Here is a 25,759-nt window from a genome sequence, read left to right on the forward strand (position 1 = left end):
CTGAGCGACGGCCGGCTAGGCTGCGAACATGCCAGGAACGGTCGGGCGAGTCCCCACGCCAGCAATTCCGGTCCCCGGCCTATCCGCCGGGCCCGGTGCGGCAGCCGTGCTCGCCCACGACTGGTCCGCCACCGCGCTCGGCCCGCGCGAGGGGTGGGATCCGGCGGTCCGGGCCGTGGTCGAGCTGATCCTCGCCTCGCCGATGCCGATGGCGCTCGCGTACGGCGACGATCTGGTCCTGCTCTACAACGACGGCTACGCCGAGCTGCTGGGGAGCAAGCACCCGAGCGCCCTCGGTCGACCGGCCGCCGAGGTCCACGCCGAGGTCTGGGCGCTGCCCGGTTTCGGTGACGTGATCGAGCGCGCCTACCGGCAGGGTGTGCCGTTCCTGGAGAAGGAGTCGACGCTCCCCCTGAGCGGGGGCAGTTCCGGCGTGGTCGAGCAGGTGGTCTTCACGCGGGGTCACTCGGCCGTACGCGACAACGCCGGGCAGATCGTCGGAATCCTGACGGTGGCCGCCGAAACCACCCACGTCACCGAGCAGTTGCAGAGTCTCAGCGAGGTGGCTGCCGCGCTGGCCGGCACCCTCACCCTCGACGACGTGGCCCGGGTCGCGCTGCGCCACACCATCACCATGTTCGACGCCGACCGGGTCGCGTTCGTGGTCGACGAGGGTGGTGGCGGCTGGCGGATGGTGCGCCGGGTCCGCGGCGAGCTGATGGACGAGGCCGACGAGCGGCTGCCTCCGCTGTGGCGGCGGGCGCCCGCCGACTGGACGGGCCCGGTCGCGCTGACGGCCCGCTCGGGCGAGGCCCTGTTCACCCGCGACGGCCAACCGCTGCGCGAGACCGCCGTGGACCGCCACGACCAGAAGATCCGCTCGATGGCGTCGCTTCCGCTGGGTACGTCGGTCGTGCGGGGCGGGTTGACGGTCGGCTACCAGGTCGCGCACACCTGGTCGGCGGCCGAACGGGCGCTGCTGGCCGCCTCGGCGGAGCTGATCGGCCAGGCCGCCGAGCGGGCCCGGCGGTTCGAGACCCAGCACGGCACCGCCCAGTTGCTGCAACGCAGCATGCTGCCCGAGCACCTGCCCGACCTGCCCCGACTGCGGATCGCGGCCCGCTACGACCCGGGGGTGGACGGCAACGCGGCGGGCGGCGACTTCTACGACGCGTTCCTGCTGCCCAGCGGCGCGCTCGGCGTGGTGCTGGGCGACGTCGCCGGGCACGACGTGCAGGCCGCGGCGCGGATGGGTCAGGTGCGGGCGGCGCTGCGCGCGTTGGCTCTTGCCGATCCGGCGCCGGACGCGGTGCTGGCCGGTCTGGACCGTTTGGTGACCAGCCTCGGCGTGGAGGCTGGCACCCACGAGCTGTTCGTGACGGTGGCGTTCGGGGTCATCGACGCCGAGCGGCAGGAGCTGACCCTGGCCAGCGCCGGTCACCCCGCTCCGCTGATCCGCCGCTGCACGCCGGACGGCCGCTGCAACGCCGAGTACGTGGACCTACCGGCCGGTCCCCCGCTGGGGCTGGGCGGGCGGCCGACCACCGTCACCGTCGCGTTCCCGCCCGGCGACACCCTGCTGCTGTTCAGCGACGGGGTGGTGGAGCGGCGGAGGCAGAGCTTGAGCGCCGGAATGGATGCCCTCGGCGACGCCGTGGCCAAGGCCGGCACCAGTGACCCTCGTGCCCTCTGCGCGGTGGCGACCGCGGCGGTGGCCGGTGGCACCGAGGACGACGTGGCGGTGCTGGCGGTCGAGCACGCGCTCAAGCCGAGCCGGTCGGCGGCGATGGAGATGCCGGCGGAGCCGACCGCGCCGAGCCGGGTCCGGCACTGGATGACCGGTCAGCTCACCGAGTGGCAGGTGCCCGAGTCGGTGATCGGGGCGGCGGTGCTGTGCACCAGCGAGCTGACGACCAACGCATTGCTGCACGCCGGCACGGCCGCCCGGGTGGAGATCGACCTGAGCTCCGAGCGGCTGCTGGTCTCGGTCGCCGATACCGGCACCCGGGGCACCGTGACCCGGGCGCGTACCGACACGTTGAGCAGTCGCGGGCGCGGGCTGGGCCTGATCGAGGAGCTGAGCGACGCCTGGGGCACCGACCCGTCGGTGCGCGGCTCGACGGTCTGGTTCGAGATCCTCGTCCCGCCGGCCGAGGCGCACTGAATCGCTCCCACGCTCGCGGCCGGGACGAATCAGCCGACCGTCGAACGGGTAGGAGTGCGCCCATGGCGAACGAACAACCCCAAGGGGTGCTCTTCGACGTCGACGGAACCCTGGTCGACACCACCTACCTGCACACCGTGAGCTGGTGGGAGGCGCTGCGCCAGGTCGACCGGCCGGTGCCGATGGCGACGGTGCACCGCTCGATCGGTATGGGCTCGGACAAGCTGCTGGATCACCTGCTCGGTCCCGAGCGGGACCGCGACGACGATCCGAAGCTGCGCGACGCGCACGACACCCTGTACACGGAGTACTGGGAACGGCTGACGCCGCTGCCTCGGGCGGCGGACCTGCTGCGTGCCTGCGCCGAGCAGGGTTTGCGGGTGGTGCTCGCCACCTCCGCCGCCGAGCACGAGGTCGGCGCGCTGCTGCGGGCCCTGAAGGCGGACGACGTGGTGGACACCGTCACCTCCTCGGCGGACGCGCAGGAGAGCAAGCCGGCGCCGGACATCCTCGAGGCGGCGTTGGAGCAGTCCGGGCTCTCCGCCGAGCGGGTCGTCTTCGTCGGCGACTCGGTCTGGGACGTCGCCGCGGCCGGCAAGCTGGACATCCCGTGCGTCGGCTTGACCTGCGGCGGCACCAGCCGCGGCGAACTCGCCGGCGCTGGCGCGGTGGCCGTGTACGACGACCCGGCCGCGCTGCTGGCCGAGCTGGCGGATTCCCCCCTCACCCGGCCGAGGTGACAGTCCCTCCGGTTCGCCGGGGCGCACACGCATAGCCGCGAGTCTTCCGGGGCATGGTCTGTGGCCACCTGCCCGCACCGCGCGGGTGCGGCGAGAGGGTGGTGTTCGTGGAGCCGGTAGATGTGGCGTTCGCGCTGGTGGGTCTGGGCGCGCTGCTCGCGGGCATCCTGCCCCGGGTGTTGGAGCGCCGCCCGCTGTCCATGCCGATCGCGTTCCTCGCCCTCGGCATGCTGGTCTTCCTCCTGCCGGTCGGGCTGCCGACACCGGACCCGCTGGCGCACCCGGAGCTGACCACCCACCTCACCGAGATCGGCGTGATCGTCGCCCTGATGGGCGCGGGGTTGAAGATCGACCGGCCGTTGAGCTGGACCCGGTGGTCCTCCACCTGGCGACTGCTGGCCATCGCGATGCCGCTGTGCATCGCGGTGGTGGCGCTGCTCGGCTGGTGGTGGGCCGGCCTGGTGCCGGCCGCGGCGCTGCTGCTGGCCGGCGCGTTGGCGCCGACCGACCCGGTGCTCGCCGCCGACGTGCAGGTCGGCGAACCGACCGATGTGGAGGACTCGGAGGACGAGGTCCGCTTCGCCCTGACCTCGGAGGCTGGCCTCAACGACGGGCTGGCGTTCCCGTTCGTCTACGCGGCCATCGCCATCGCCTCGACCAGCCTCGCCCCGCGCGAGTGGGTGGTCGAGTGGTTCACCGTCGACGTGCTCTGGAAGGTCGGCGTCGGTGTGGGTGGCGGCCTGCTCATCGGCTGGCTGCTCGGCAAGCTGTTCTTCCGGGCGCCCAGCAAGTTGCGGCTGGCCCGGCACGCCGAGGGTTTCCTGGCCCTGGCGGCCACGTTCCTCGCGTACGGGCTGGTGGAGGTGGCCGGCGGGTACGGCTTCCTGGCGGTGTTCGTGGCCGCGCGGGCCATCCGGGCCGCCGAGCGGACCCACGAGTTCCACTCGGTGCTGCACGATTTCGCCGAGCAGGTCGAGCGGCTGCTCACCCTGGTGTTGTTGCTGCTGCTCGGCGGCGCGATCGTGGGCGGCCTGCTCACCCCGCTGACCTGGCCGGCGGCGACTGTCGGGCTGGCGCTGGTCTTCCTGATCCGGCCGGCCGTCGGCTGGTTGTCGCTGCGCGGCGCGCCGGGTCGGCCGGAGGAGCACTGGGTGATCTCGCTGTTCGGCATCCGGGGCGTGGGCTCGTTCTACTACCTGGCGTACGCCACCACGAAGGCGGACTTCCCGCAGGCGGAGCTGCTGTGGGCCACCGTCGGGCTGGTGGTGCTCGTGTCCGTGGTGGTGCACGGCGTCGCGGCGACCCCGGTCATGCAGTTGCTGGACCGCGAGGGCGAGCGGACCGAGGACCCGTCCGAGCGGGAGTCGGCGCAGCCGGTCGCCGCCGCCGGGCACAACTGAGCGCCGGCGGCCGGTCAGCCGAGGCGGGCGGCGAGCGCGCGACCGAGGTCCCGCCCGGAGCGCCAGGCGCTCTGCACGCGGGGCTTGCCGAACGCGTCGCCGGCCAGGCCGATCCCGTCGGCGTCGAGGTGGTGGGTGTGGTCGGTGCGCCCGCCGGTCGGCGTGGCGTACGTCCAGCGGTGCACGTGCACGTGGGCGGCCGGCTCGGGCAGACCGAGCAGGTCCCGCACGGCCTGCTCGATCGCGGGCCCGGCACCGCTGGGCTGGGCCAGGTGGCCGGCGGCGAACTCCGGCACGGTGTGCGCGACCAGCACCGGCGCGTCGTCGCCCCGCCGGTCGCCGTCGTCGCAGACGAGACTGAGCACCGGGTGGTCGTTGACGAACGCGCCGTGGAAGGTCGGCCAGTGCCGGGACCCGAAGCGCAGCACGGCGGAGAGCGTCGGCGACCAGGTCTGCGCCTGCACGACCCGCGTGGCGTCGGCGAGGGCCGGGTCGAGCAGCAGGGCCGCCTGCGGTCCCGGCATGGCCAGCGCGACCGCCTCGTACGGCTGGCCGTCGACAGTCGGGCCGGGTTCCACGGTGAGCACCAGCCGGTCGACGGTCACCGGCACGAGGCCGGCCAGGTGTTCGACGAGAGACCGCAGGCCACGTGGGGCGGCGTAGCGCAGCGGACCGGGCACGTCGTGACGTCCGCTGGTGTCGTACGCCCAGAAGGTGTCGGTCCACTCCCGGACCAGCCCGGCGGCACGCCAGTCGTCGACCACGGCGGCGAAGTCCGGGTCGCTGACGGTGAAGTACGCGGCGCCGGTGTCGGCGGGGCGGCCGTCGAAGCGTTTGCTGGCCATCCGGCCGCCGCTGACGTGCCCGCGTTCACGTACCTGCACCGGCACCCCGGCGCGCGTCAGCTCCACCGCGCACGCCACCCCGGCGATGCCCGCCCCGACCACCACCACGCCCGACCGGTCCACGTCCATCCGATGATCGTAGGTGTCGTCCGAGGGGCATGAACCGGCGGTGATCGGGGTACTGGCACACCTGTTCGAAGAAAGGGTGATGAGGATGACGGACAGCAGCAACGACCAGGCCGACCCACGCGGCGCGATCAAGGACCCGGACGAGTGGGTCACCGGCGACGAGCCGCCGACGGCGGCCCAGGAGTCCTACCTGGCCACGCTGGCCCGGGAGGCGGACGCGACGCTGCCGGACGACCTGACCAAGGCCGAGGCCTCCAAGCGGATCGACGAGCTCCAGGCCGAGACGGGTCGCGGCCAGTAGGCCCGGCGGTCAGCGACGCGGCAGGATGTGCAGCCGTACGCGCGTGAGACTGCCCCGGGTCATCTCGGCCTCCAGGTAGGTGGCGTGCGGCTGGGATCGGCGGTCGGTGGGTGACCCTGGGTTGAGCAGGCGCAGTCCGCCGGGGGCGACGGTGTCCCAGGGGATGTGCGAGTGCCCGAAGACCAGCACGTCGACGTCGGGGAAACGGGCCGCGCACCGCTGTTCCCGGCCGGTGCGCGGGCCCGTCTCGTGCACGACGGCGACCCGTAGCCCGTCGAGGTCGACGCGGGCCACCTCGGGCAGCCGGGCACGCAGCGCCGGACCGTCGTTGTTGCCGTACACGCCGACGAGCCGCCGCGACCGTGCGCTCATCGCGTCGAGCAGCGCCTCGTCGACCCAGTCGCCGGCGTGCAGCACGACGTCCGCCGCCTCGATCGCCGTCCACAACTGCTCCGGGAGGTCCCGGGCCCGCTTGGGAAGATGCGTGTCCGCCGTGAGCACCAGCCTCATGCCGGCATCATCCCCCGGGCGGGCGCCGTGCGCCCTCGCAGGTGGACGGCGTGCTCAGCGCGACGTCGGCGTGAAGTAGCCGGGCGGCATGCCGAGGCTGCGCAGCGCCGGGTTCTGCTCGATGTCGCTGAGCACGCCGACGGCGTTGATCAGGCCGATGTGCGAGAAGGCCTGGGGAAGTTGCCCAACTGCTCCCCGGTCCGCGGGTCGATCTGTTCGGCGAACAGTCCCAGGTCGTTGAGCCGCCCGAGCAGCGCGTCGAACAACTCGCGGGCCCGGTCCCGCTCACCGGCCAGCGCCAGGCAGCACACCAGCCAGAGCGAGCAGACCAGGAACCCCGCCGGGTCGCCCTCCCAGCGTCGCAGCAGGCCGTCGTGCGACAGCCTGGCTACCCAGGCCGTCGGCACGCATGCCTCGCCCTGGACGTGGCACTGATCGGCGAGCCGGGCGTTACCCCTCGGCACTGGTGGGAACCCCGTCGGCTGACGAGGGAGGATGCTCATGACCTCAGCTTCGGGGCCGGCCGCCGCGTGGCAGCCCGGCGCAACCAGTGGCGATGCGCTTCCGTCCGGGCCGGCAGGCCGCCCATCCACGCCGGGCGCGGACGGGCACGGGCCGGAGGGTGGCCCACCCACAGTGACGATCGGCTCGTATCCGGACTATCCGTCCGCGCAGAAGGTGGTCGACTATCTGGCGGACAACCGCTTCCCGGTGGAGCACTCCGCCATCGTCGGCACGAACCTGACGCTGGTGGAGACCGTGCTCGGACGGATGACGACCGGCCGTGCGACCCTGCTCGGCGCCGGCACGGGCGCCTGGTTCGGACTGTTCATCGGTCTGCTGTTCGGCATCTTCACCGTCGGGAACTGGCTGGCCGTGATCCTGGTCGGCCTGGTCATCGGCGCGATCTGGGGCGCTGTGTTCGGCGCGGTCGCGCACGCCATGACCGGCGGGCAGCGCGACTTCACCTCGGCCAGTTCGCTCCGCGCGGGCCAGTACGCGGTGACAGTCGACGCGCAGCTAGCCGACCAGGCAAGACAGCTCCTGGGCCGCATGCAGATGCCCGGCTCCCGCCCCCGCTAACCCCCGCCCCGCGCCGAGCCCCGCCCCGCCCCGCCGATCTTGCAGTTTCTGCTGCGACAAAGGTGAGCGGGGCGGGCATTTCGGCGACCGAAAGTGCAAGATCGGCGGACGTGGGGCCGGGCCTGCTGCTCGCCGGTCAGTGGTACGACAGCTCGCCCGCCCGCAGCGGGACGTCGACCCGGTTCTCCGGTGGGGCGAGGGGGCAGGCCCAGCGGTCGTCGTACGCGCAGCTCGGGTTGTAGAGGTAGTTCGCGTCCAGTCGAATCCGGTCATCGGGCAGCAGCTCGACGCCCCGGCCGAAGGTCCCCTTGACCGTGTCGGTGAGGTACCGACCCCCGCCGTACGTCTCCGGGCCGCAGGTGCTGTCGCGCAGCGGCACGAACAGCCCGCCGCCGTACGCCTCGATCCACCAGAGGGTGAGCGGCCCCCACGGCGTCTCGGCCACCGCCACCCGCCGGTAGTTCACGACCCCGTCCGGGCCGCCGGTGTCGATGCTCAGCCCGCCGCTGGCCGACCGAAGGGGCGCCTCGACGACGGCCGCCGGGTTGGGCGGGAAGTACCGCACGCCACGGAAGTCGGCCCGCTCGTCCGCCGGGATCGGGCTCTGCGGGTGGGTGGCGAACAGGTCGTCGCGGCCGGCGCGGAAGCCCGCCAGGTCGACGTCGGACAGGTACAGCCGGGCCACCCGCTCGCGCCAGTCGACCAACTCCAGGTCGGTCAGCATGCGGGGGACTCGTCGTCGAGGGACAGCTCGTCGGACTTCAGGGGCCTACCGCACGCCTGGCAGCGGACCTCGGCGACGAACACCTCGCCGCACACGTCGTGGATGAAGTCGACCGTGGGCACCTCCGCATCGCTGTAGGTGTCCCCCCAGCGCTTGAGCACGAGGATCACCTGACCGAGGTCACGGCCCTTCTGGGTGAGTTCGTACCCCGCGACCTTGCCGTCCTCGGATGTGCGGGCCTGGAGGATGCCGCTCTCGGCCAGCTTCCGCAGCCGGGCGGCGAGGACGTCCCGGGGTGCGCCGACCGCTCGCAGGATCTCGGTGTACCGCGACGCGCCGAAGGCGAGCGCTCGCACGATGTGCAGCGACCACCTGTCGTTGACGGCGTCGAGCGCCACCGCGAGCGTGTCCCGCGCCGGTTTGGAATTCAAACCGGGGGCGCTACGGTTCGTCTGGTTGGACATTCAAACCACACTACCCGAGGAAGCACCCATGACGTCGCCATCCGATCCACCCACCGAGCGGGAAACGCCCGTCGTCACCCAGCGTCGAGCCTGGCTGTCGCTGGTGATCACCGGGCTGATCATCGGTACGGCGTTCATCGCCGGCTACGTCGGGCTGCAACGCGATCCCGCACCGAGCCGCCTTCCGATCGCGGTCGTCGGCGAGCAACTCGCCGCGACCGCCACCGGCGGGTTCGGCGATGCCGTCGCCGTCACACCTGTCACCAGCGTCGACAGCGGTGCCGCCCTGGTCCACGACGGCGACGCCGTCGCGGTCCTCAGTGCGGCCGCCCCCGACAGCCTGCGGCTCGACTACGCCGGCGCGAGCGGCTTCAGCGAGAGCGGCGCCGCGCGGCAACTCGTCGCCGGTCTGCTCGCCCTGTCGCTCATCCTGCTGTCGGCCGCCAGCGCCTTCACGACGAAGGCCCTCGGCGCCTGGCTCGGCCCGATCGGTATCGCGCTCGCCGTGCTCACCCTCACCACCATCGGCAACGCGACGAGCGGTGCGACGATCGGCGTCGACCTGCTGCCGAGCCGGGCGCAGGCGATCTCGGCGAAGCTCCCGCCGGGTGCGGCAGTCCGCGCGGTCAACAACTTCGGCCACTTCGGCGGATCGCACACGCTGGTACCGCTCACGGTGCTCGCCACCTGGTTCCTGACGGGGCTCGGGTTCGTCCTGCTCCGACAGCGGACCGCACAGCGACGCCCGCTCACCGCCGAGGCCGGCCGCCTGCTCCCTCTACCTGCGGGGCCGTAAGCACGCCGGGCCACGGATGCACGAGACGCTGTCCGTGCAGGAGAAGGTCGAGCGCAGCAGGACCACCCTGGCGGCCTTCCTCCGCAGGGTCACCGACTGACGGTCGGGATGGCCGCTAGCGGTCGGTGGAGAGGCGGGCGTGCAGGTGCTCGTCGTAGCGGCGGCCGTCGCCGTACCGGTACGACTCGCGCAGCGTCCCCTCGGCGGGATAACCGGCCCGGTCGGCGACCCGGCAGGACGCCGGGTTGGCGACGGCGTGGCACAGCTCGATCCGGTGCAGCCGGAGGGTGTCGAACGCCCACGCGGTGAGTCGGACGACGGCCCTCGTCGCCACCTGGCGTCCGCGCGCCGCCGGCATCGTCCAGTAGCCGATCGAGGCGTCGCCGTGGCGGATGTGGTGCAGCGACACCGAGCCGAGCAGCTTGCCGTCATCGCCGGCGGCCACCGCCAGCGAGGCGTGGTCGCCGGCCGACCAGTCGGCGCGACGACGCACCCAGAGCAGGGCGACCTCGTCGTCGATCGGCCCGTCACCCTGCGGGTTCCACTGGGCGATGGCCGGATCGCGCAGGGCGTCGAGCACGGCTCGGGCGTCCGCTTCCCGCCACGGGCGCAGCAGCAGGTCGTCGGCGGCGAGCTCCACGTGTTCCACGAGGCCGGAGTCTGGCACACGCCACGTCGGTCCCGCCGCCGCATTACTCGGAGGCGTCCTTCAAAGCTGTACGACATGAGCCGACACGCGGGCACAGGTGACGTAGACGACCCTGAACCGCACTAGTTGAATTTTTAACTAGTGCTATCGTCGTGGTCGTGACAGAGAGCCTGGACAGCACCCGAGCGGCCGCCTGGCGCGCCTACATCGAGGCCAGCCAGCGACTGTTCACGCAGATGGAAGACGACCTGCGCGCCGACAGCGACCTGAGTTTCGCCGACTACCACGTGCTGGTCCTGCTCTCCGAGGCACCGGGGCAACGACTGCGGATGGGCGAGCTGGCCGGCCGGCTGGTCTTCTCCCCCAGCCGACTCACGTACCAGATCTCCTCGATGCAGCGGCGCGGCCTGGTCAGCAAGGAGGCCTGCCCGGACGACCGGCGCGGCAGCGAAGCCGTGCTCACCGCCGCCGGGCTGCTCACGCTGACGGAGGCCGCACCACACCATCTGGCGTCGGTGCGTACCCACCTGATGGACGACCTCGACGACGCCGAGGTCGCCTGCCTCACCCGGGTCTTCGACCGGCTCGGCCGCCGCCTGCGCGCGGCCCGGACCACGTCGAGCACCCACGCCACACGTTAAGGAGCCCCCTGATGCCCGCGATCACCGTTGACAACGTCCTCGTCCTGCCCCGCGTACCCAAGCTCAACAAGGCCACCACGTTCCGCAAGGTCCGCAAGGTGACCACCGCGCCCAGCGGCTTCGAGGGCGAGGGCTTCCCGGTCCGCCGGGCCTTCGCCGGGGTGTCGACGACCGACCTGGACCCGTTCATCCACCTGGACCAGATGGGCGAGGTCGACTACGCCCCGGGTGAGCCGAAGGGCACCCCGTGGCACCCGCACCGCGGCTTCGAGACCGTCACGTACATCATCGACGGCGTCTTCGACCACCAGGACTCGCAGGGCGGCGGCGGCACCATCACCGACGGCGACACCCAGTGGATGACGGCCGGCAGTGGGCTGCTGCACATCGAGGCGCCGCCGGAGCACCTGGTGACGAGCGGCGGCCTCTTCCACGGCACGCAGCTCTGGGTCAACCTGCCGCGCAAGGCCAAGATGAACCCGCCCCAGTACCAGGACATCCGGGGCCGGGAGTCCGCGCTGCTCACCACCGAGGACGGTGGCGCGCTCGTCCGGATCATCGCCGGCGAGATCGCCGGGCACAAGGGCCCGGGCTCCACGTTCACGCCGATCACCATCAGCCACGTCACCGTCCAGCCCGGCGCGCAGGTCGACCTGCCCTGGAACCCCAACTTCAACGCCCTGGTGTACGTCCTCGGCGGGCGCGGCACCGTCGGCGTCGAGCGTCGACCGGTCCACACCGGCCAGCTCGCCGTGCACGGCCCGGGTAGCGCGCTGCGCTTCGGCGCGAGCCCCACGCAGGACAGCAACACCCCGGCGCTGGACCTCTACATCATGGGCGGTCAGCCCATCCGGGAGCCGGTGGCGCAGTACGGCCCGTTCGTGATGAACACCCGCGACGAGCTGCTCCAGGCGTTCGAGGACTTCAAGGCCGGCCGACTCGGCGTCATCCCCACCGAGCGGGTTCCGCACACCAACGGCCAGGGCCCGCGCCCCTGACCTGATCACGCAGAAGGCCCCCGGAGCGATCCGGGGGCCTTCTGCATAGCGATGATCAGGAAACGGGGCCAATAGCCTTCGCGAGGTCCACGAAGCCCTGCCACTGCGCCGGACCAAAGGTGAGTGTCCCGCCGTCACGGTCCTTCGTGTCGCGTACAAGGACGACACCGGGGAGATTGTCGGCGACCTCGACGCACGCGCCGCCGTTGCTACCGCTCTTCGAGCTCTTGCGCCACCGCGCGCCGGTCATGTCCATGATGATGCCGCTTCCCTGATGAGATCGAGAGACTGCGTCCTAGGTAGAGCATCGCCAACTATGCGTGCCCATCGCCGTTCGAGGGTAGCAATTTCCGTTGCATCGTCTGTGATGTGTGCCTTGACCTGGCTGTCTTGGTGTGCCATTCGGGGACCATCGAGCACGTCGGCGAGGATGAACGGGCCGCCCATTCCGAGGTACATCGGAGTCTCACGCGGAACCACATGAACCTGCACCAACTGGGCGCATACGGCAATGTGCTCGCACTGCTCACGCATGATCGCGTCGTCAGGGCCGACCCGCCGACGTAGAACCGCCTCGTCCATCACGACGACGACGAGCGGCGGTCGCTTCCGGTGCAGGATCACCTGCCGCTGCATACGCGCCGCGGTCAGCTCATCGACTTCGCCAGCGCCGAAGGATTCGATCTCAAGCGTGGCTTTGGCGTACGCCTCCGTCTGCAGTAGACCGGGCACCCATGCCAGCTCGAACCATCGAATGACGGTGGCCTCGTGCTCGATCTCGGCCCATTGACGGAACCACGACGGTTCACGGCGCTTGAGTACGTCCGGCCAGAGGTCCCCTACGTCCCGAGCGAGCAACCTTGCGATCTGGGAACGGTGACGCGGTCGCGGCACCCGTCCAGGATTGACCCATCGCTGCGCCGTCTTCGGGTCGACGCCGACCTGAGCTGCGAGGGATTCCGCTGTCTCGCCCGCCTCGACCATGGCCTCGATAAGTCCGTGATTCACAGCCGCCTCCGGCCGCCCCTGACCCGGCAAGCACTCACGGGGCGGCCCCTTCCCACGACGACAGCGCGAAGGAGGCACCGTGCGCTTCACGTTCTGGCGCAGCGAGACCATCCCGACGGCGGGCCACCTGATCCGGGCACAGCGGGCGTACGGGGGTCCGGCGTGATCTCCTCGCAGGTGTCCGTACCCGAACGGGGGCCGATCGCGGACCGACCGCGCCAGCATGGCCAGGCCCCGCCGCACACGCCGCTACGTCCGCACTGGGCCTGCCGCGCCGACGGCCAGCCGTGGCCGTGCGCGACGGCGCGACTCATGCTGAAAGCCGAGTACGAGAGCAAGATGCCGAGCCTGTCGATCTACCTGGCCGGGCTGTTGTACGAGGCGATGCGCGACCTCTACCACCTGAACCCGCACGACGGGCCGAGCCCGCGCGCCCTGTACGACCGCTTCGTGGGTTGGGGACCGTTCCGCAAACCGATCGTCGAGCCGGGGATCTTGCAGGGCGATACCTAGATCCTCGCCGGCTGCCGTCCGCCCGAACTCGCCCCACGCTGAAGTCTCGATGGAAACGAGGCGGACGCGGCAAGGGCTCAGGTGCTAGGCGGGTTCTGGCCGCGCCGCCACACCTCACCCTGGACGGCATGACGCTCCGCCGCGTATCGCTCTTGCGTCGACCTGGCATCGCCGGCCGCGGCGGAGTCCTCGGGCGAGGAGTGCCGTTTCCGGTCTCGCCAGCCAACGAACATGAACGCCACGATCAGCAACGTGGCGAGCGTTAGCAGGAGTACCACCACCGGCTTCACGGAATCGACGCTATGGCATGCGCGCCAGAAGCCCGGACGCGGAGATCTTGGACAGTTTCCGTTCGGACCGAACGGAAACTGTCCAAGATCTCGCGATTACCGCGCCATCGAGGGGGCGAGGCCATCGTCCGACGCCTCGGCAATGATCCTGGTGACTGGTGACGGCAAAGCCCCTCACAGAGGGAGGCCAGGGAGGATCACCCCGGTAGGCACGTCCCTCCGCGCACTTCCCCGCGCCGCCGATTCTTGCAGTTTCTGCCCAGGCACAAGCGGTGAAAACTACTCATAACGACGACCGAAAGTGCAAGATCGACGCGAAGCTGGACGTCTTACGAGACCGCGAAGATCCCGGCGACGCCCAGAATCACCATCAGCAACACCGCTACCAGCGCCCCCCGTTCGCTCTCCACCGCCGGCTCGCGGTACTCGTTCACGGGGTTCGTTGTTTCGCGGGGCATGGTGTGGCCTCCTCGGCTGTTGTCGCTGCTCGCGTGGCGTCATCCAGGTCACCGGTTGACGGGCCTGGCATGCGGACCCGCGTCGGGGGTCCTACCGTGAGGACGTTGTCGACCTCCCGGGAGGGCTGGACGTGCCGTTACAGGACTGGTTCCTCACCGCGCAGGAACGGGCCAACCCGGTCTCTGGGTTACCCGTCTGGACCAGGGGAAACCTCGCCGAGCCGTTGATTCACGGCGCGGCGTACTTCGACCGGCTGGTCGAGGAGGTGGAGGCGTTGAGCGCCGGCGACCACCTCTTCTTCACCGACTGGCGGGGCGACCCGGACCAGCGACTCCGCCCGGACGGCCCCACGGTGGCGCAGCTCTTCGCCCAGGCCGCCCAGCGCGGCGTGGTCGTCAAGGGCCTGATCTGGCGCTCACACCTGGACGTGCTGGCCTACAGCGAGGCGGAGAACCGCAACCTGAGCGAGACGGTCTCCGCGGCCGGCGGCGAGGTGCTGCTCGACCAGCGGGTACGCCGCGGCGGCTCGCACCACCAGAAGCTGGTGGTGCTGCGGCACGTCGACGCCCCGGAGCGGGACATCGCCTTCGCCGGTGGGATCGACCTGTGCCACAGCCGCCGCGACGACGCCGCGCACGAGGGTGACCCCCAGCCGGTGCAGATGTCGTCCCGGTACGGCCCGAACCCGCCCTGGCACGACGTGCAGCTCGCGGTGCGCGGGCCGGTGGTCGGCGCGCTGGACACCGTGTTCCGGGAGCGCTGGACGGACCCGATGCCGCTGGACTCGGAGAACCCGATGGCGTACGCGCGGGACCGGCTGCGCGGCGCGGACCTGCGGCCGGACCCGCTGCCCGAGCAGCCCGCCGATCCGCCCGAGTGCGGCCCGCACCAGATCCAGGTGCTGCGTACCTATCCCGCCGTGCGCCCGCGCTACTCGTTCGCCCCGGACGGCGAGCGGACCGTGGCCAGGGGCTACACCAAGGCGGTACGTCGGGCGCGCCGCCTCATCTACCTGGAGGACCAGTACCTCTGGTCGACCGAGGTGGCGAACCTGTTCGCCCAGGCGCTGCGGGAGAACCCGGAACTGCACCTGGTCGCCGTGGTGCCCCGGCACCCGGACGTGGACGGCCGGCTGGCCCTGCCACCCAACATGGTCGGCCGCGAGCAGGCGTTGTCGCTGTGCGAGCGCGCCGCGCCGGACCGGGTGCACGTGTTCGACGTGGAGAACCACACCGGCACCCCGGTCTACGTACACGCGAAGGTCTGTGTGGTCGACGACGTCTGGGCCAGCGTCGGCAGCGACAACTTCAACCGCCGTTCCTGGACCCACGACAGTGAGCTGTCCTGCGCCGTACTCGACGACACGCGCGACGAGCGGACGCCCACCGACCCGGCGGGCCTCGGCGACGGAGCTCGCGCCTACGCCCGGGACCTGCGGCTGCGGCTCTGGCGCGAGCACCTGGACCGTGATCCGGACGGCGCGGACGACGCCGACCTGCTCGACCCGGCCGACGCCGTCGCGGCCATCACGGCCGCGGCCGACGAACTGCAACGGTGGTACGACGGCGGCCAGGTCGGCGACCGTCCGCCCGGCCGGCTGCGCCCGCACCGCCCCGAGCGGCTGCCCTGGTTCACCCGTGCCTGGGCGCTGCCGGTGTACCGACTGGTCTACGACCCCGACGGCAGGCCGCTGCGCGCGAGGCTGGCCGGCACCTGGTGAGCCGGCCGAGCCGGCTCGGGCAGCCCGGCCGCGCCCGGGTGCACGGTCAGCCCACCCGGGTACGCGAACGAGGAGCGCGGTGAGAAGTAGCCGAACCCGATGATCAGCGGGTTGGCGGGACGCAGCGCGTACATCGGGTGTCCCGGTTGCAGGAACTCCACCGACTCGATCTCGAACGGGGTGACCGGCTCCGCCACGTACGGGTAGACGGAGCTGAGCAGTTGACCGTCGCGGCGGGTGAAGTAGCGGTGGTGCCCGCTGCTGATCACGTGACCGGTCTGGCCCACCCGGCACCGGGCCCGGATCAGCGGCGCTCCGTCCGCCTCGGTCTCGGAGTGCAGCGCCTCCCCGTCCATCTGGATCGTGGTCCGCCCGGCGAGCACGGGAGCGCCGCGCGCCGTGGCGTAGTCGCGGACGATACGGCTCGACGCCACGTAGTGGGTCCACCAACCGCCCGGGCTGAGCCCGCCGGGGGCGTCCACGCCGGCGAGTGAGACACCGAGGTACGTCAACGAGTACGCGCCGAAGCCCGAGGTCTGCGTCTCGTCCTCGACGACGTACTGGTTGAGGAACACCTGTCGGTCGGCACGGGGACGCAGCCCGGTGGGGACCAGGGCGGCGACCGCGTCGGGGTCCGCTGGCAACCAGCTGAAGTAGAGGGTGTGACTGTTCACGACGAGCTGGGGAGCGGTTGGATCGAGCATGGTGCCTCCGAACCGGGTGTCTACTAGGCGACGCTACGGCCGGTCCCGCCGACGGGACAACGACGGATAGTCGACACAGCTGCCCGGTTGTCGGATTTCATGTTGACCGCTCGGTCGAGGGTGGCACCCCGATCGGTCGGGTCGATCTGGAGGACCGGGTGCCGCAGGATCACCCAAAAAATGGGTATGAGACTCCGTTGTCTGTGTGCTCGCGGCCGGTTATGGGCGTTTTGTAGCTCGACACACCTTAAGTACATCAACCTTTCGGCTAGCTTTCCGCGAGCCGATCAGGCTAAGGTGACTCCCGAACGGCCCAACTGAAGCTAAACCAAAGCGCTACTTATTTTTTGTCCGCGGACGAGGTGCAGGGAGGACCACCATGACCGCGTCAACGATCACCGAGCAGGCGAGCACCAGGACAGCCGAGCAGACCAGCACCACCAAGCTGGACCCGCGGGCGCTCAGCGACAGCGCCGCCGACCTGCTCAACGCGATGGCCGCACTGCCCGCCAACCACCCGTCGCGCGCCGCCCTGCGCGACCGCGCGATCGAGGCCTGGCTGCCGCTGGCCAACCACCTCGCCCACCGTTACAGCGGGCGGGGCGAGCCGACCGACGACCTGGCGCAGACCGCCGCCGTCGGCCTGATCAAGGCCATCGACAAGTTCGACCCGACCCGCGGCGTCGACTTCGCCGGTTACGCGATCCCCACCATCATCGGTGAGCTCAAGCGGCACTTCCGCGACCGCACCTGGGACATCCGGGTGCCGCGTCGCCTCCAGGAGCTGCGACTGGCGATCTCCGACGCCAACAGCTCGCTGCTGCAGACCCTCGGCCGCTCGCCGACGGTCGCCGACATCGCCGCCCACCTCAAGCTCACCGAGGAAGAGGTGCTGGAGGGCCTGGAAGGCGCCCGCGCGTACAACGCGGTGTCGCTGTCCACCCCGACCGGCGACGGCGACCGGGCCACCGAGCTGGGCGACATGCTCGGCGGCGAGGACAACGAGTTCGAGCTGGCCGAGCTGCGGGTCGCTCTCGGCCCGGCGCTCGCCACGCTCGACGAGCGCGAGCAGAAGATCCTCACCCTGCGGTTCTACGGCAACCTGACCCAGTCGCAGATCGCCGACCAGATCGGTGTCTCGCAGATGCACGTCTCCCGCCTGCTGGCTCGGGCGCTGACCAAGCTGCGTGGCCAGCTCGACGGCACCTACTAGGGACTTCACGATCGAGGGGCGGGTCAGCGTTGCCCCGCTCCTCGATCGTGTGAACACCGGCCGGGTCGCTTCCCTTCGGGGCGGCGGCCCGGCCGTTCGCGTCGGAGCCGCCCGCCGCAGCCGCCCCGAGCCAGGCTGGCGAAGCGGCCCCGAGGCAAGCCGCCGAAGCGGCCCCGAGTCAGCCCGGCGAAGGGGCCCGGGGCCGGGCCGGCACGCTGAGCCTGCCGGGGGTCGGTGCGAGACTGGGCCGTGCTCTCCGACGTGACAGTGGACCTGCCGGTCCGTCCGACGCTGCCGGCGCTGCTCACCGCGCTCGATGCGGCCGGCGCCGCGGTCCTGGTCGCCCCTCCGGGCACCGGCAAGACCACCCTCGCGCCGCTGGCGGTCGCCGACCGGATCGACGGCCGGGTGGTGATCGCCGAACCCCGCCGGGTGGCGGCACGCGCCGCGGCCCGGCGGATGGCCGACCTGCTCGGCGAGCGGGTCGGCGACCGGGTCGGCTACGCCGTACGCGGTGAGCGGCGGGTCGGCCCGTCCACCCGGATCGAGGTGGTCACCACCGGCCTGCTGGTCCGTCGGCTGCACCACGACCCCGAGCTGCCCGGCACCGGTGCGGTGCTCCTCGACGAGTGCCACGAGCGGCAGCTCGACGCCGACCTGGCGTTGGCCTTCGCGGTGGAGGCCCGGGCCACGCTCCGGCCCGACCTGTGGCTGCTGGCGATGTCCGCCACGCCGGACACCGACCGGTTCGCCGCGCTGCTCGGCGGGACCACTCCGGCCCCCGTGGTCCGGGCCGAGTCGGCGCTGCACCCGGTGGAGCGGATCTGGACGCCGCCGGCCCGGCCCGTCGCGCCGGCCGGGGCCGGTCCGGTGGACCGCGCCCTGCTCGACCACGTGGCGACGACCGTTCGACGGGCGCTGCGCGAGCGCGACGGCGACGTGCTGGTCTTCCTGCCCGGGGCCGGCGAGATCGCCGCCGTCGCCGGGCGGCTCGCCGACCTGCGCGACACCGTCTCGCTGCTGCCGCTGCACGGCCGTCAGCGTGGGGCCGAACAGGACGCGGCCCTGCGCCCCCGCAGCGCCGACGACCGGCGTCGCGTGGTGCTGTCCACCGCGCTCGCCGAGACCAGCCTCACCGTGCCGGGCGTGCGGACGGTGGTGGACGCCGGGCTGTCCCGGGTGCCCCGCATCGACCTGGCCCGGGGGCTGGGCGCGCTGGTCACCGTGCCGGTCTCCCGGGCCGCCGCCACCCAGCGGGCCGGCCGGGCCGGCCGCGAGGCACCGGGGTACGTCTACCGCTGCTGGTCCAAGGCGACCCACGAGCGGTTGCCCGCCCGGCCGGAGCCGGAGATCGCCACCGCCGATCTGACCGGGTTCGCGTTGGAGCTGGCCGCCTGGGGCAGCCCGGACGGCGTCGGTCTGGCGCTGCCCGACGCGCCGCCGGCCGCCGCGATGGCGGTGGCCCGGGACACCCTCGAAACGCTGGGCGCTGTCGACGAGACGGGTCGGATCACCGGACGGGGTCGCGCGATCGCCTCCGCCGGAGCGCACCCGCGGCTGGCCCGGGCGCTGCTCGACGCCGCCGATCGGGTCGGCGTCGACCGCGCGGCCGAGGTGGTCGCCCTGCTCGCTGAGGAGAGCGTCGCCGGCCCGGGAGACGACCTGATAGCTGGCTGGCGTCGGTTGCGCACCGGAGTCGACGCGGGCGCCACCGCCCGCTGGCGCGTCGAGGTACGCCGCCTGCGCGCCGCGCTGCCGGAGGGAAGCCGTGCCGGTTCCGGCCCTGCCCGGGCAGCGGCCGCGCCCGGCACCGCACCGCCGGCCGGCACTGCACCGCCGGCCGGCACCGCCGCGACTCCTCGATCCGGCGCGCCCGCTGCCCCCGACCGGCTGACCGACGACCTCGCCGCCGGGCTGATCGTCGGTCTGGCGTACCCCGAGAGGTTGGCCCGCGTGCGGCGGCCGGGCGGGTCGTCGTACCTGATGACGGGTGGCACCGCCGCGGAGCTGGCGGCCGGGTCGGGGCTCGCCGGAGCCGACTGGCTCGCGGTGGCGGTCGCGGACCGGCGGCCCGGGGCGCCGTCGGCGCGAATTCGCCGCGCGACGCCGCTGGACGAGGCGACGGCCCGGGAGGCGGCGGGCCCACTGCTGTCCACACGGCGCGAGGTGGGCTGGTCCGACGGGGACGTGGTCGCCCGGCAGGTGACCCGGCTCGGCGCGATCGAGCTGGTGGCACGGCGACTGGACCGCCCGGACCGCGCGGAGGTGGCGGCGGCGCTGCTGACCGGCCTGCGTCAGGAGGGGTTGGGGCTGCTGGCCTGGACCCCGGCGGCGCGGGGGCTGCGCGAGCGGATGGCGTTCTGCCGGCACCACCTCGGCGACGAGTGGCCCGACGTCGGCGACGAGGCCCTGCTCGCGGCCGCGCCGACCTGGCTGGGGCCGGAGCTGGCCGCCGCCCGGCGACGCGCCGACCTGAGCCGGGTGGACGTGACCTCGGCCCTGCGCCGGCTGCTGCCGTGGGCCCAGGCCGCGCGTCTCGACGAGCTGGCCCCGGAACGCATCGAGGTACCCAGCGGCTCCCGCATCCGCGTCGACTACGCCGACCCGGCCGCGCCGGTGCTGGCGGTCAAGCTCCAGGAGACGTTCGGCTGGCCGGAGGCCCCACGCATCGCCGATGGTCGGGTGCCGGTGCTGCTGCATTTGCTCTCCCCCGCCGGTCGCCCGGTGGCGGTCACCGCGGACCTCGAGTCGTTCTGGCGTACCGGCTATCCGCAGGTCCGCTCGGAGCTGCGCGGTCGCTATCCCCGCCATCCGTGGCCGGAGGACCCCGGTACGGCGACCCCCACCCGGCGCGCCGCGCCGCGTCGGCGCTGACGGGGAGCTACTCCTCGACGACGTCGGCCACCACGACCGTGACGTTGTCCGGTCCACCGGCGTGCAACGCCAGGTCGATCAGCTTGCCGGCGCAGGCGGACCGGTCGGGGTAGGCGGCGAGCACCTCGGCCAGGGTGTCCGGACGGACGACGTTGGAGAGGCCGTCACTGCACAGCAGCCACCGGTCACCGGCGCGGGGCACCATCGTGGCGTACGACGGTGACACGTCCTCGCCCTGCAACGCCTGGGTGACGACCGCCCGGCGCGGATGGCTGCTGGCCTGGTCCGCGGTGATCACGCCCTGGTCGACGAGCATCTGGACGAAGGTGTCGTCGCGGGTGACCTGCTTGAGCACACCCTCGCGGAAGAGGTAGGCCCGCGAGTCACCGACGTGGGCGAGCGCCAGGCAGCTGCCGGTACGGGCGAACAGCAGGGCGGTCAACGTGGTGCCCATGCCCTGACGCTCGGGGTCGTCGACGACCGCCTGCTTGATCCGAGCGGTGGCCAGCGCGATGCCGTCCTGGAGGGCGGCCACCAAAGCGTCCTCGGGTGTCTCGACGTCCAGCGGAGCGACCGCGTCGATGGTGAGCGAGCTGGCGAGGTCTCCGGCGGCCATTCCGCCCATGCCGTCGGCGACCGCGACGAGCCAGGCGCCGGCGTGCAGGGCGTCCTGGTTTCCGCTGCGGATCAGCCCACGGTCGCTCGTTCCCACGGAACGCAGCTTCAGGGTCATGGGAGGCAGCCTGCCAGGCGAAGGGCTCAGTTGTCTCTAGGAGATCAGGACGACGGCGCGTGGCGCGGCCAATCTCACGTCTCGCATTTCACCGCGTGCCGCTCCCCGCGCCCTCGTCGGAGGGCAGATCCCATCCAGTCAGATCAATTGACAGGAGGTATCGCCACTGGGAACATCGAGCTTCGAGCTGGGAGCGCTCCCAGGTTACCACCGCCACCTGCCTCACCTCCCGTCCCGGAAGGACTCCCCCGTGACGTCATCCAACCGCCGCCTCCTCCTGGCCGCGGCGACCACGCTGGCCCTCACCGGCGCGGGCGCTGGCGCGGCCTACGCCGACCCTCCGCCGGACGCCCCCGAGCAGATCGACAACGGGGACTTCAGCGCGGGCGTGAGCCCGTGGTTCTCCTACGGCACCGACCCGCTCACGGTCACCGACGGCCGGCTCTGCGCCACCGTCCCCGGCGGACTCGCCAACCCGTGGGACGCCGGCATCGGTCAGGACGGCGTGCCACTGATCACCGGCGCCGAATACAAGCTCGGCTTCGACATCACCGCCACGCCCGGCACGGCGGTCAAGGCCGTGCTCCAGCTCGGCAGTGCCCCGTACACGACGTACGCGGCCGTGGACGCCGCCGCCACCGGCACGGTCCAGCGCGTCGAGTCGACCTTCACCGTTCCGGACGACAACCAGAACGCTCAACTGATCTTCCAGGTCGGCGGTAGCGCGCAGGCGCAGACCATCTGCCTCGACGACGTGTCGTTGCGCGGCGGCGAGCCACCCGCGCCGTACGAGCCGGACACCGGCCCCCGGGTACGCGTCAACCAGGTCGGCTACCTGCCGGGCGGCCCGAAGAACGCCACAGTGGTCACCGAGGCGACCACGTCGCTGCCCTGGCAGCTCCACTCGGCGTCCGGGGCCGTCCTCGCGAGCGGCACGACCACCACACGCGGCGTCGACGCCGCCTCCGGGCAGAACGTGCAGACCGTCGACTTCTCCAGCTACCGCACGCCGGGCACCGGCCTGACGCTCACCGTCGACGGCGAGACCAGCCACCCGTTCGACATCTCCGGCACCCTCTACAAGCAACTGCGCTCGGACTCGATGCAGTTCTTCTACGCCCAGCGCAGCGGCATCGCCATCGACGGTGACCTGATCGGCGACGAGTACGCCCGCCCCGCCGGCCACCTCGACGTCGCGCCCAACCAGGGCGACACCAACGTGCCCTGCCAGCCGGGCGTCTGCGACTACTCGCTGGACGTGCGCGGCGGCTGGTACGACGCCGGCGACCACGGCAAGTACGTGGTCAACGGCGGCATCGCCACCTACCAGCTGCTCAACACCTTCGAGCGGACCAAGACAGCGGCCACCGCCAACGGCGGCGCCGGGCTGGCCGACAGCACGCTGCGGGTGCCCGAGCGCGGCAACGGGGTGCCGGACGTCCTCGACGAGGCCCGCTGGGAGCTGGAGTTCCTCCTGCGGATGCAGGTGCCGGCCGGCGAGCCGCTCGCCGGCATGGTCCACCACAAGATCCACGACAGGAACTGGACCGGCCTGCCGCTCGCCCCGCAGGACGACCCGCAGCCGCGCGAGCTGCACCCGCCGTCGACCGCGGCCACTCTCAACATGGCCGCGACCGCCGCCCAGTGCGCGCGACTCTTCGCGCCGTACGACGCGGCGTTCGCGTCCCGCTGCGGCACCGCCGCGAAGACGGCCTACGCCGCCGCCAAGGCCCACCCCGCGGTGTACGCCAGCCCGACCGACGGCACCGGCGGCGGCGCGTACGACGACTCGAACGTCACCGACGAGTTCTACTGGGCGGCTGTCGAGCTGTACCTCACCACCGGGGCGCAGACCTACCTGACCGACCTGACCGCGTCGCCGCACCACACCGGCGACGTGTTCGACCCGCGCGGCTTCGGCTGGCAGAGCGTCGCCGCGCTCGGCCGCCTCGACCTGGCCACCGTCCCCAACGGACTGCCGGCCGCCGAGCTGACCCGGGTTCGCGCCTCGGTCACCACCGCCGCCGACGCCTACCTCGCCGAACTGCGCCGGCAGGCGTACGGGCTGCCGATGCCCGGTGACGCGAACAGCTACTTCTGGGGCGCCAACAGCAGCATCATCAACAACGCGATCGTCCTGGCGACCGCCTTCGACCTGACCCGCGACGCCCGTTACCGCGACGGCGCCGTCCAGGCGATGGACTACATCCTCGGCCGCAACGCGCTGAACATCTCCTACGTCACCGGTTGGGGCGAGCACGCCGCGCAGAACCAGCACAGCCGGATCTTCGGCCACCAGCTCGACGCCAACCTGCCCCACCCGCCCGCCGGCTCCCTCGCCGGTGGCGCGAACGCCGCGCTACAGGATCCGTTCGTGGCGCAGTTGCTCGCCGGCTGCAAGCCGATGTTCTGCTACGTCGACGACATCAACTCGTACTCCACGAACGAGGTGGCGATCAACTGGAACTCGGCGTTGGCCTGGATCTCCTCGTTCCTGGCCGACCAGGGCGACGCCGGCGCGGTACCGGCCGTCACCTGCTCGGTGAACTACGCCAACTACGGCACCTGGGAGGGCGGCACCGGGTTCACCGCGCAGTTGACCATCCGCAACACCGGGACCACGGCCGTCAACGGCTGGAGCGTCCGGTTCGCGTTCACCGGTGACCAGCGCGTCCGGGAGGCGTGGCTCGCGAAGGTCACCCAGTCCGGCGCGACGGTCACGGCGAAGAACGAGTCGCACAACGCCAAGATCGTCCCCGGCGGCACGGTGACGTTCGGCTTCAACGCGACGACCAACGGCGGCGCCAACCCCAACCCGGGACTGGTCACCGTCAACGGGAACCCCTGCTCGCTGTCCTGACCCCGATCCCTGGTGGCCGCCCCCTCCCTCGGGGGCGGCCACCAGGCCCACCCGGACAGCACAGCTAGTGCCTGTTGTGCCCGGCGACCAGGCCCGGCAGCTCGTGCAGCGAGTCGATGCGGAACAGGCACCGGTCGGCCACGGCCGGGATGTCGAGGATGTGGCCCCAGGGAGAGCGCCGGATCAGGCACGTCCTCATGCCGGCCTGCTGAGCCGGACGGGCGTCGTTGTCGGGCCGGTCCCCGACGTACAGGATCGACGAGGCGTCGCCACCGCCCTCGGCCACGACGCGCTCGAAGAAGGCCGGCGCCGGCTTCGCCACCCCCCAGCCGTGCGACGTGCCGATCACGTCCACGTCGAGGTCGAGAGCCCGCAGGGTCGACTCGGCGTGTGCCGGCTGGTTACCCGCCAGGCCCACCAGCAGGCCCTGGTCGCGCAGGGCGGTCAGGCAGCCGCGCGCGTCCGGGTAGAGATCCTCCGCGCCGAACGTCTCCGGCTGACCGGCGGCCGCCCGCCGGGAGAGTTCGACGTCGAGGTCGAAGTCGGGCCGGAAGGTCCAGAACGTCTCCCGGTAGTCCTGACCCCGCGCGACGACCGCGCCGAAGACCGCCGACAACGTGTGCCGAGGGACGCCGAGCCAGTCCGCCCAGGCCGCGAACTCGCGGGACTCGTCGAGAACAACGCCACCGACATCGAAGAAGACCGCCTTGATCACGTACGTCCCCCGTCCCGCTCCGACCGACGCCGGAATCGACAGCAGCGTACGTCGGTCGAGCGACAATTTTTTCGTACACCTGTTCTATTGTTGGTCCATGTTGGAGGGGTTGGCGCAGGCGGGGGCGGCGGTGGCCGACTGCCTCGATGCTCCGGCCTGGGCCCTTCCCGAGCACGACCTCGTCGCGGCCCTCGACGCCGTGCACCGACTCGCGCAACGCCTGGCGGCCGTCCAACTGGCGCTCGTGCGTGAGGTGGACGGCCGAGGCACGGCGCGGGCGCAGGGCGCGTCGTCGACGGCGGTCTGGCTGCGGGACCGGCTGCGGCTCGACGGTTCCGCCGCTCGCCGGCTGGTCGATCTCGCCGGGGCGCTCGAGGGCGGAGCGCCCGGGGTGCGCGCCGCGCTGGCCGACGGAGACATCACTGTCGAGCAGGCGCGGGTCATCGGCGAGACCGTCCAGACGGTGCACACGGCCGCTGGCGCCGAGGCGGCCGAGAAGGTGGTCGGCGTCCTGGTCGAGTGGGCCGGGACGTTCGAGCCGACCCTGCTGCGCAAGCTCGGCACCCGGGTCCTCGACCATGTCGCCCCGGAGCTCGCCGAAGCCGCCGCCAGGGCGGCGTTGGAAGCCGAGGCGCGCCGCGCCGACCGCGACCGGCATGTCACGGTCTCCGAGCTACGCGACGGTCGGCTGCGACTGTCCGGCAACCTGGACGCCGAGGCAGCCGGTCTGCTGCGCGCCGCGCTCGACCCGTTGACCTCGCCGTCCGGTCCGGACGACCCGCGCTGCCCCGGGCAACGACGTCACGACGCGCTCGCCGACCTGTGCCGGCTCGCCCTGCGCACCGGTGAGCTGCCCGAACACGGCGGCGAGCCGGCGCAGATCGTTGTCACCACCAGCTACGACGTGCTGGCCCGGCAGCTCGGCGCGGGTGCCCTCGACACCGGCTTCGGACTCACCGCCGACACCGTGCGGCGACTCGCCTGCGACGCGGCGATCCTGCCCGCCGTGCTCGGCAGTGCCGGCCAGGCGCTCGACGTGGGCCGGCAGCGCCGACTCGTCACCGGCCCCTGCGTCGCGCGCTGGTCCTGCGGGACCGCGGCTGCGCGTTCCCCTGCTGCGACCGCCCACCTCGCTGGTGCGACGCCCACGTGCGCCGTGAGGCGCTGATTGATCGAGTGGAGGTGAGAGACCGCCACCGCCGTCCTGTCGCGGCAGGAGGGTGAAG

At 72.2% G+C, this 25,759-nt stretch carries 27 protein-coding genes; 14 read left to right on the forward strand and 13 right to left on the reverse strand.

All coding sequences use genetic code 11. The features are described 5' to 3' along the window. The first annotated feature begins 28 nt into the window (after positions 1-28). The 3 genes from ACGFH9_RS24500 to ACGFH9_RS24510 all read left to right on the forward strand — a co-directional run bounded on the left by ACGFH9_RS24500 (position 29) and on the right by ACGFH9_RS24510 (position 4,304). Complete coding sequence (locus ACGFH9_RS24500; RefSeq protein ID WP_393223324.1) at positions 29-2,164, forward strand: SpoIIE family protein phosphatase; 2,136 nt, start codon at positions 29-31, stop codon at positions 2,162-2,164. A 62-nt stretch (positions 2,165-2,226) separates the two neighbouring features. After that, positions 2,227-2,904 carry an HAD family hydrolase gene (locus tag ACGFH9_RS24505; protein ID WP_355237763.1) on the forward strand — a complete coding sequence of 226 codons (678 nt, stop codon included), beginning with the start codon at positions 2,227-2,229 and terminating at the stop codon, positions 2,902-2,904. Between the two features lie 107 nt (positions 2,905-3,011). Then, positions 3,012-4,304 (forward strand): cation:proton antiporter, encoded by a 1,293-nt coding sequence (locus tag ACGFH9_RS24510; protein ID WP_393223327.1) that lies wholly within the window; start codon positions 3,012-3,014, stop codon positions 4,302-4,304. Positions 4,305-4,318: 14 nt separating this feature from the next. Here the strand turns inward: ACGFH9_RS24510 and ACGFH9_RS24515 are convergent, their stop codons facing one another. After that, entirely contained in the window at positions 4,319-5,278 is a 960-nt protein-coding gene (locus tag ACGFH9_RS24515; RefSeq protein WP_393223329.1) for an NAD(P)/FAD-dependent oxidoreductase, read from the reverse strand. An 85-nt stretch (positions 5,279-5,363) separates the two neighbouring features. Here ACGFH9_RS24515 and ACGFH9_RS24520 point away from each other — a divergent pair, with 85 nt between their 5' ends. Beyond that, positions 5,364-5,579: a DUF3072 domain-containing protein gene (locus ACGFH9_RS24520; RefSeq protein WP_355237769.1), complete on the forward strand. Its 216-nt coding sequence runs from the start codon at positions 5,364-5,366 to the stop codon at positions 5,577-5,579. A gap of 9 nt (positions 5,580-5,588) precedes the next feature. Here the strand turns inward: ACGFH9_RS24520 and ACGFH9_RS24525 are convergent, their stop codons facing one another. Both ACGFH9_RS24525 and ACGFH9_RS24530 read right to left on the reverse strand, forming a co-directional pair. Continuing rightward, positions 5,589-6,089 carry a metallophosphoesterase family protein gene (locus tag ACGFH9_RS24525; protein WP_393223333.1) on the reverse strand — a complete coding sequence of 167 codons (501 nt, stop codon included), beginning with the start codon at positions 6,087-6,089 and terminating at the stop codon, positions 5,589-5,591. 149 nt (positions 6,090-6,238) lie between these two features. Next, positions 6,239-6,592 carry a hypothetical protein gene (locus ACGFH9_RS24530; RefSeq protein WP_393223335.1) on the reverse strand — a complete coding sequence of 118 codons (354 nt, stop codon included), beginning with the start codon at positions 6,590-6,592 and terminating at the stop codon, positions 6,239-6,241. Between ACGFH9_RS24530 and ACGFH9_RS24535 the strand changes: the two genes are divergently transcribed. After that, positions 6,591-7,172 (forward strand): general stress protein, encoded by a 582-nt coding sequence (locus tag ACGFH9_RS24535; protein ID WP_393223338.1) that lies wholly within the window; start codon positions 6,591-6,593, stop codon positions 7,170-7,172. The two genes, ACGFH9_RS24530 and ACGFH9_RS24535, sit on opposite strands and share 2 nt — an antisense overlap. 136 nt (positions 7,173-7,308) lie before the next feature. Here ACGFH9_RS24535 and ACGFH9_RS24540 read toward each other — a convergent pair whose 3' ends face one another. Beyond that, on the reverse strand, positions 7,309-7,893 hold the full coding sequence (locus tag ACGFH9_RS24540) for a DUF1684 domain-containing protein (RefSeq protein WP_393223374.1): 585 nt from the start codon (positions 7,891-7,893) through the stop codon (positions 7,309-7,311). Next, positions 7,890-8,360, reverse strand: a complete 471-nt coding sequence (locus ACGFH9_RS24545) for a winged helix-turn-helix transcriptional regulator (RefSeq protein ID WP_393223340.1) — start codon at positions 8,358-8,360, stop codon at positions 7,890-7,892. The genes ACGFH9_RS24540 and ACGFH9_RS24545 overlap by 4 nt, the downstream gene beginning before the upstream one ends. Positions 8,361-8,388: 28 nt before the next feature. Here ACGFH9_RS24545 and ACGFH9_RS24550 point away from each other — a divergent pair, with 28 nt between their 5' ends. Continuing rightward, a complete protein-coding gene (locus ACGFH9_RS24550) occupies positions 8,389-9,156 on the forward strand; it encodes a hypothetical protein (protein ID WP_393223343.1) in 768 nt (255 codons plus the stop codon). Positions 9,157-9,271: 115 nt separating this feature from the next. Here ACGFH9_RS24550 and ACGFH9_RS24555 read toward each other — a convergent pair whose 3' ends face one another. Then, on the reverse strand, positions 9,272-9,805 hold the full coding sequence (locus ACGFH9_RS24555) for a GNAT family N-acetyltransferase (RefSeq protein WP_393223346.1): 534 nt from the start codon (positions 9,803-9,805) through the stop codon (positions 9,272-9,274). Positions 9,806-9,963: 158 nt separating this feature from the next. On the opposite strand from ACGFH9_RS24555, the gene ACGFH9_RS24560 reads away from it, so the two are divergent. Beyond that, positions 9,964-10,446, forward strand: coding sequence for a MarR family transcriptional regulator (locus ACGFH9_RS24560; protein ID WP_355237795.1), 483 nt, complete (start codon positions 9,964-9,966; stop codon positions 10,444-10,446). 11 nt (positions 10,447-10,457) lie between these two features. Then, positions 10,458-11,444, forward strand: a complete 987-nt coding sequence (locus tag ACGFH9_RS24565; RefSeq protein ID WP_393223349.1) for a pirin family protein — start codon at positions 10,458-10,460, stop codon at positions 11,442-11,444. Positions 11,445-11,499: 55 nt separating this feature from the next. On the opposite strand, the gene ACGFH9_RS24570 is transcribed toward ACGFH9_RS24565, so the two are convergent. Together ACGFH9_RS24570 and ACGFH9_RS24575 are read right to left on the reverse strand one after the other, a co-directional pair. Next, positions 11,500-11,694 carry a DUF397 domain-containing protein gene (locus tag ACGFH9_RS24570; RefSeq protein ID WP_393223352.1) on the reverse strand — a complete coding sequence of 65 codons (195 nt, stop codon included), beginning with the start codon at positions 11,692-11,694 and terminating at the stop codon, positions 11,500-11,502. Then, positions 11,691-12,452 (reverse strand): Scr1 family TA system antitoxin-like transcriptional regulator, encoded by a 762-nt coding sequence (locus ACGFH9_RS24575; RefSeq protein ID WP_393223354.1) that lies wholly within the window; start codon positions 12,450-12,452, stop codon positions 11,691-11,693. Before ACGFH9_RS24575 ends, ACGFH9_RS24570 begins: the two co-directional genes overlap by 4 nt. 165 nt (positions 12,453-12,617) lie before the next feature. Here ACGFH9_RS24575 and ACGFH9_RS24580 point away from each other — a divergent pair, with 165 nt between their 5' ends. Further along, entirely contained in the window at positions 12,618-12,965 is a 348-nt protein-coding gene (locus tag ACGFH9_RS24580) for a hypothetical protein (protein WP_393223377.1), read from the forward strand. Between the two features lie 77 nt (positions 12,966-13,042). Here ACGFH9_RS24580 and ACGFH9_RS24585 read toward each other — a convergent pair whose 3' ends face one another. Together ACGFH9_RS24585 and ACGFH9_RS24590 are read right to left on the reverse strand one after the other, a co-directional pair. Further along, entirely contained in the window at positions 13,043-13,255 is a 213-nt protein-coding gene (locus ACGFH9_RS24585; protein WP_393223356.1) for a hypothetical protein, read from the reverse strand. A gap of 329 nt (positions 13,256-13,584) precedes the next feature. Next, entirely contained in the window at positions 13,585-13,713 is a 129-nt protein-coding gene (locus ACGFH9_RS24590) for a hypothetical protein (protein WP_354973754.1), read from the reverse strand. Between the two features lie 131 nt (positions 13,714-13,844). Between ACGFH9_RS24590 and ACGFH9_RS24595 the strand changes: the two genes are divergently transcribed. After that, positions 13,845-15,434 (forward strand): phospholipase D-like domain-containing protein, encoded by a 1,590-nt coding sequence (locus ACGFH9_RS24595; RefSeq protein ID WP_355238282.1) that lies wholly within the window; start codon positions 13,845-13,847, stop codon positions 15,432-15,434. On the opposite strand, the gene ACGFH9_RS24600 is transcribed toward ACGFH9_RS24595, so the two are convergent. Continuing rightward, positions 15,383-16,138, reverse strand: coding sequence for a hypothetical protein (locus ACGFH9_RS24600; protein WP_393223359.1), 756 nt, complete (start codon positions 16,136-16,138; stop codon positions 15,383-15,385). The genes ACGFH9_RS24595 and ACGFH9_RS24600 overlap by 52 nt on opposite strands. Before the next feature lie 379 nt (positions 16,139-16,517). Between ACGFH9_RS24600 and ACGFH9_RS24605 the strand changes: the two genes are divergently transcribed. Next, entirely contained in the window at positions 16,518-17,351 is an 834-nt protein-coding gene (locus ACGFH9_RS24605) for a SigB/SigF/SigG family RNA polymerase sigma factor (RefSeq protein ID WP_393223362.1), read from the forward strand. A 249-nt stretch (positions 17,352-17,600) separates the two neighbouring features. Beyond that, positions 17,601-20,225 carry an ATP-dependent helicase HrpB gene (gene hrpB, locus ACGFH9_RS24610; RefSeq protein ID WP_393223381.1) on the forward strand — a complete coding sequence of 875 codons (2,625 nt, stop codon included), beginning with the start codon at positions 17,601-17,603 and terminating at the stop codon, positions 20,223-20,225. A 7-nt stretch (positions 20,226-20,232) separates the two neighbouring features. Here the strand turns inward: hrpB and ACGFH9_RS24615 are convergent, their stop codons facing one another. Further along, positions 20,233-20,958, reverse strand: a complete 726-nt coding sequence (locus ACGFH9_RS24615; protein ID WP_355237819.1) for a protein phosphatase 2C domain-containing protein — start codon at positions 20,956-20,958, stop codon at positions 20,233-20,235. 250 nt (positions 20,959-21,208) lie between these two features. Between ACGFH9_RS24615 and ACGFH9_RS24620 the strand changes: the two genes are divergently transcribed. Continuing rightward, entirely contained in the window at positions 21,209-23,818 is a 2,610-nt protein-coding gene (locus ACGFH9_RS24620) for a glycoside hydrolase family 9 protein (RefSeq protein ID WP_393223365.1), read from the forward strand. A 64-nt stretch (positions 23,819-23,882) separates the two neighbouring features. Here ACGFH9_RS24620 and ACGFH9_RS24625 read toward each other — a convergent pair whose 3' ends face one another. Beyond that, on the reverse strand, positions 23,883-24,533 hold the full coding sequence (locus ACGFH9_RS24625; protein WP_393223384.1) for an HAD family hydrolase: 651 nt from the start codon (positions 24,531-24,533) through the stop codon (positions 23,883-23,885). 97 nt (positions 24,534-24,630) lie between these two features. Here ACGFH9_RS24625 and ACGFH9_RS24630 point away from each other — a divergent pair, with 97 nt between their 5' ends. After that, complete coding sequence (locus tag ACGFH9_RS24630; RefSeq protein ID WP_393223368.1) at positions 24,631-25,701, forward strand: DUF222 domain-containing protein; 1,071 nt, start codon at positions 24,631-24,633, stop codon at positions 25,699-25,701. Positions 25,702-25,759: the final 58 nt, after the last annotated feature.

Origin of the sequence: Micromonospora sp. NPDC049102 (assembly GCF_043197485.1) — a bacterium.
Taxonomy (GTDB): domain Bacteria; phylum Actinomycetota; class Actinomycetes; order Mycobacteriales; family Micromonosporaceae; genus Micromonospora.

Excerpts from the sequence above, each read along its gene's own strand:
- ACGFH9_RS24500 (WP_393223324.1), top strand. The coding sequence starts at position 29 with ATGCCAGGAACGGTCGGGCGAGTCCCCACGCCAGCAATTCCGGTCCCC.
- ACGFH9_RS24505 (WP_355237763.1), top strand. The coding sequence starts at position 2,227 with ATGGCGAACGAACAACCCCAAGGGGTGCTCTTCGACGTCGACGGAACC.
- ACGFH9_RS24515 (WP_393223329.1), bottom strand. The coding sequence starts at position 5,278 with ATGGACGTGGACCGGTCGGGCGTGGTGGTGGTCGGGGCGGGCATCGCC.
- ACGFH9_RS24520 (WP_355237769.1), top strand. The coding sequence starts at position 5,364 with ATGACGGACAGCAGCAACGACCAGGCCGACCCACGCGGCGCGATCAAG.
- ACGFH9_RS24525 (WP_393223333.1), bottom strand. The coding sequence starts at position 6,089 with ATGAGGCTGGTGCTCACGGCGGACACGCATCTTCCCAAGCGGGCCCGG.
- ACGFH9_RS24535 (WP_393223338.1), top strand. The coding sequence starts at position 6,591 with ATGACCTCAGCTTCGGGGCCGGCCGCCGCGTGGCAGCCCGGCGCAACC.
- ACGFH9_RS24530 (WP_393223335.1), bottom strand. The coding sequence starts at position 6,592 with ATGAGCATCCTCCCTCGTCAGCCGACGGGGTTCCCACCAGTGCCGAGG.
- ACGFH9_RS24545 (WP_393223340.1), bottom strand. The coding sequence starts at position 8,360 with ATGTCCAACCAGACGAACCGTAGCGCCCCCGGTTTGAATTCCAAACCG.
- ACGFH9_RS24550 (WP_393223343.1), top strand. The coding sequence starts at position 8,389 with ATGACGTCGCCATCCGATCCACCCACCGAGCGGGAAACGCCCGTCGTC.
- ACGFH9_RS24565 (WP_393223349.1), top strand. The coding sequence starts at position 10,458 with ATGCCCGCGATCACCGTTGACAACGTCCTCGTCCTGCCCCGCGTACCC.
- ACGFH9_RS24570 (WP_393223352.1), bottom strand. The coding sequence starts at position 11,694 with ATGACCGGCGCGCGGTGGCGCAAGAGCTCGAAGAGCGGTAGCAACGGC.
- ACGFH9_RS24590 (WP_354973754.1), bottom strand. The coding sequence starts at position 13,713 with ATGCCCCGCGAAACAACGAACCCCGTGAACGAGTACCGCGAGCCGGCG.
- ACGFH9_RS24600 (WP_393223359.1), bottom strand. The coding sequence starts at position 16,138 with ATGCTCGATCCAACCGCTCCCCAGCTCGTCGTGAACAGTCACACCCTC.
- ACGFH9_RS24605 (WP_393223362.1), top strand. The coding sequence starts at position 16,518 with ATGACCGCGTCAACGATCACCGAGCAGGCGAGCACCAGGACAGCCGAG.
- ACGFH9_RS24615 (WP_355237819.1), bottom strand. The coding sequence starts at position 20,958 with ATGACCCTGAAGCTGCGTTCCGTGGGAACGAGCGACCGTGGGCTGATC.
- ACGFH9_RS24630 (WP_393223368.1), top strand. The coding sequence starts at position 24,631 with ATGTTGGAGGGGTTGGCGCAGGCGGGGGCGGCGGTGGCCGACTGCCTC.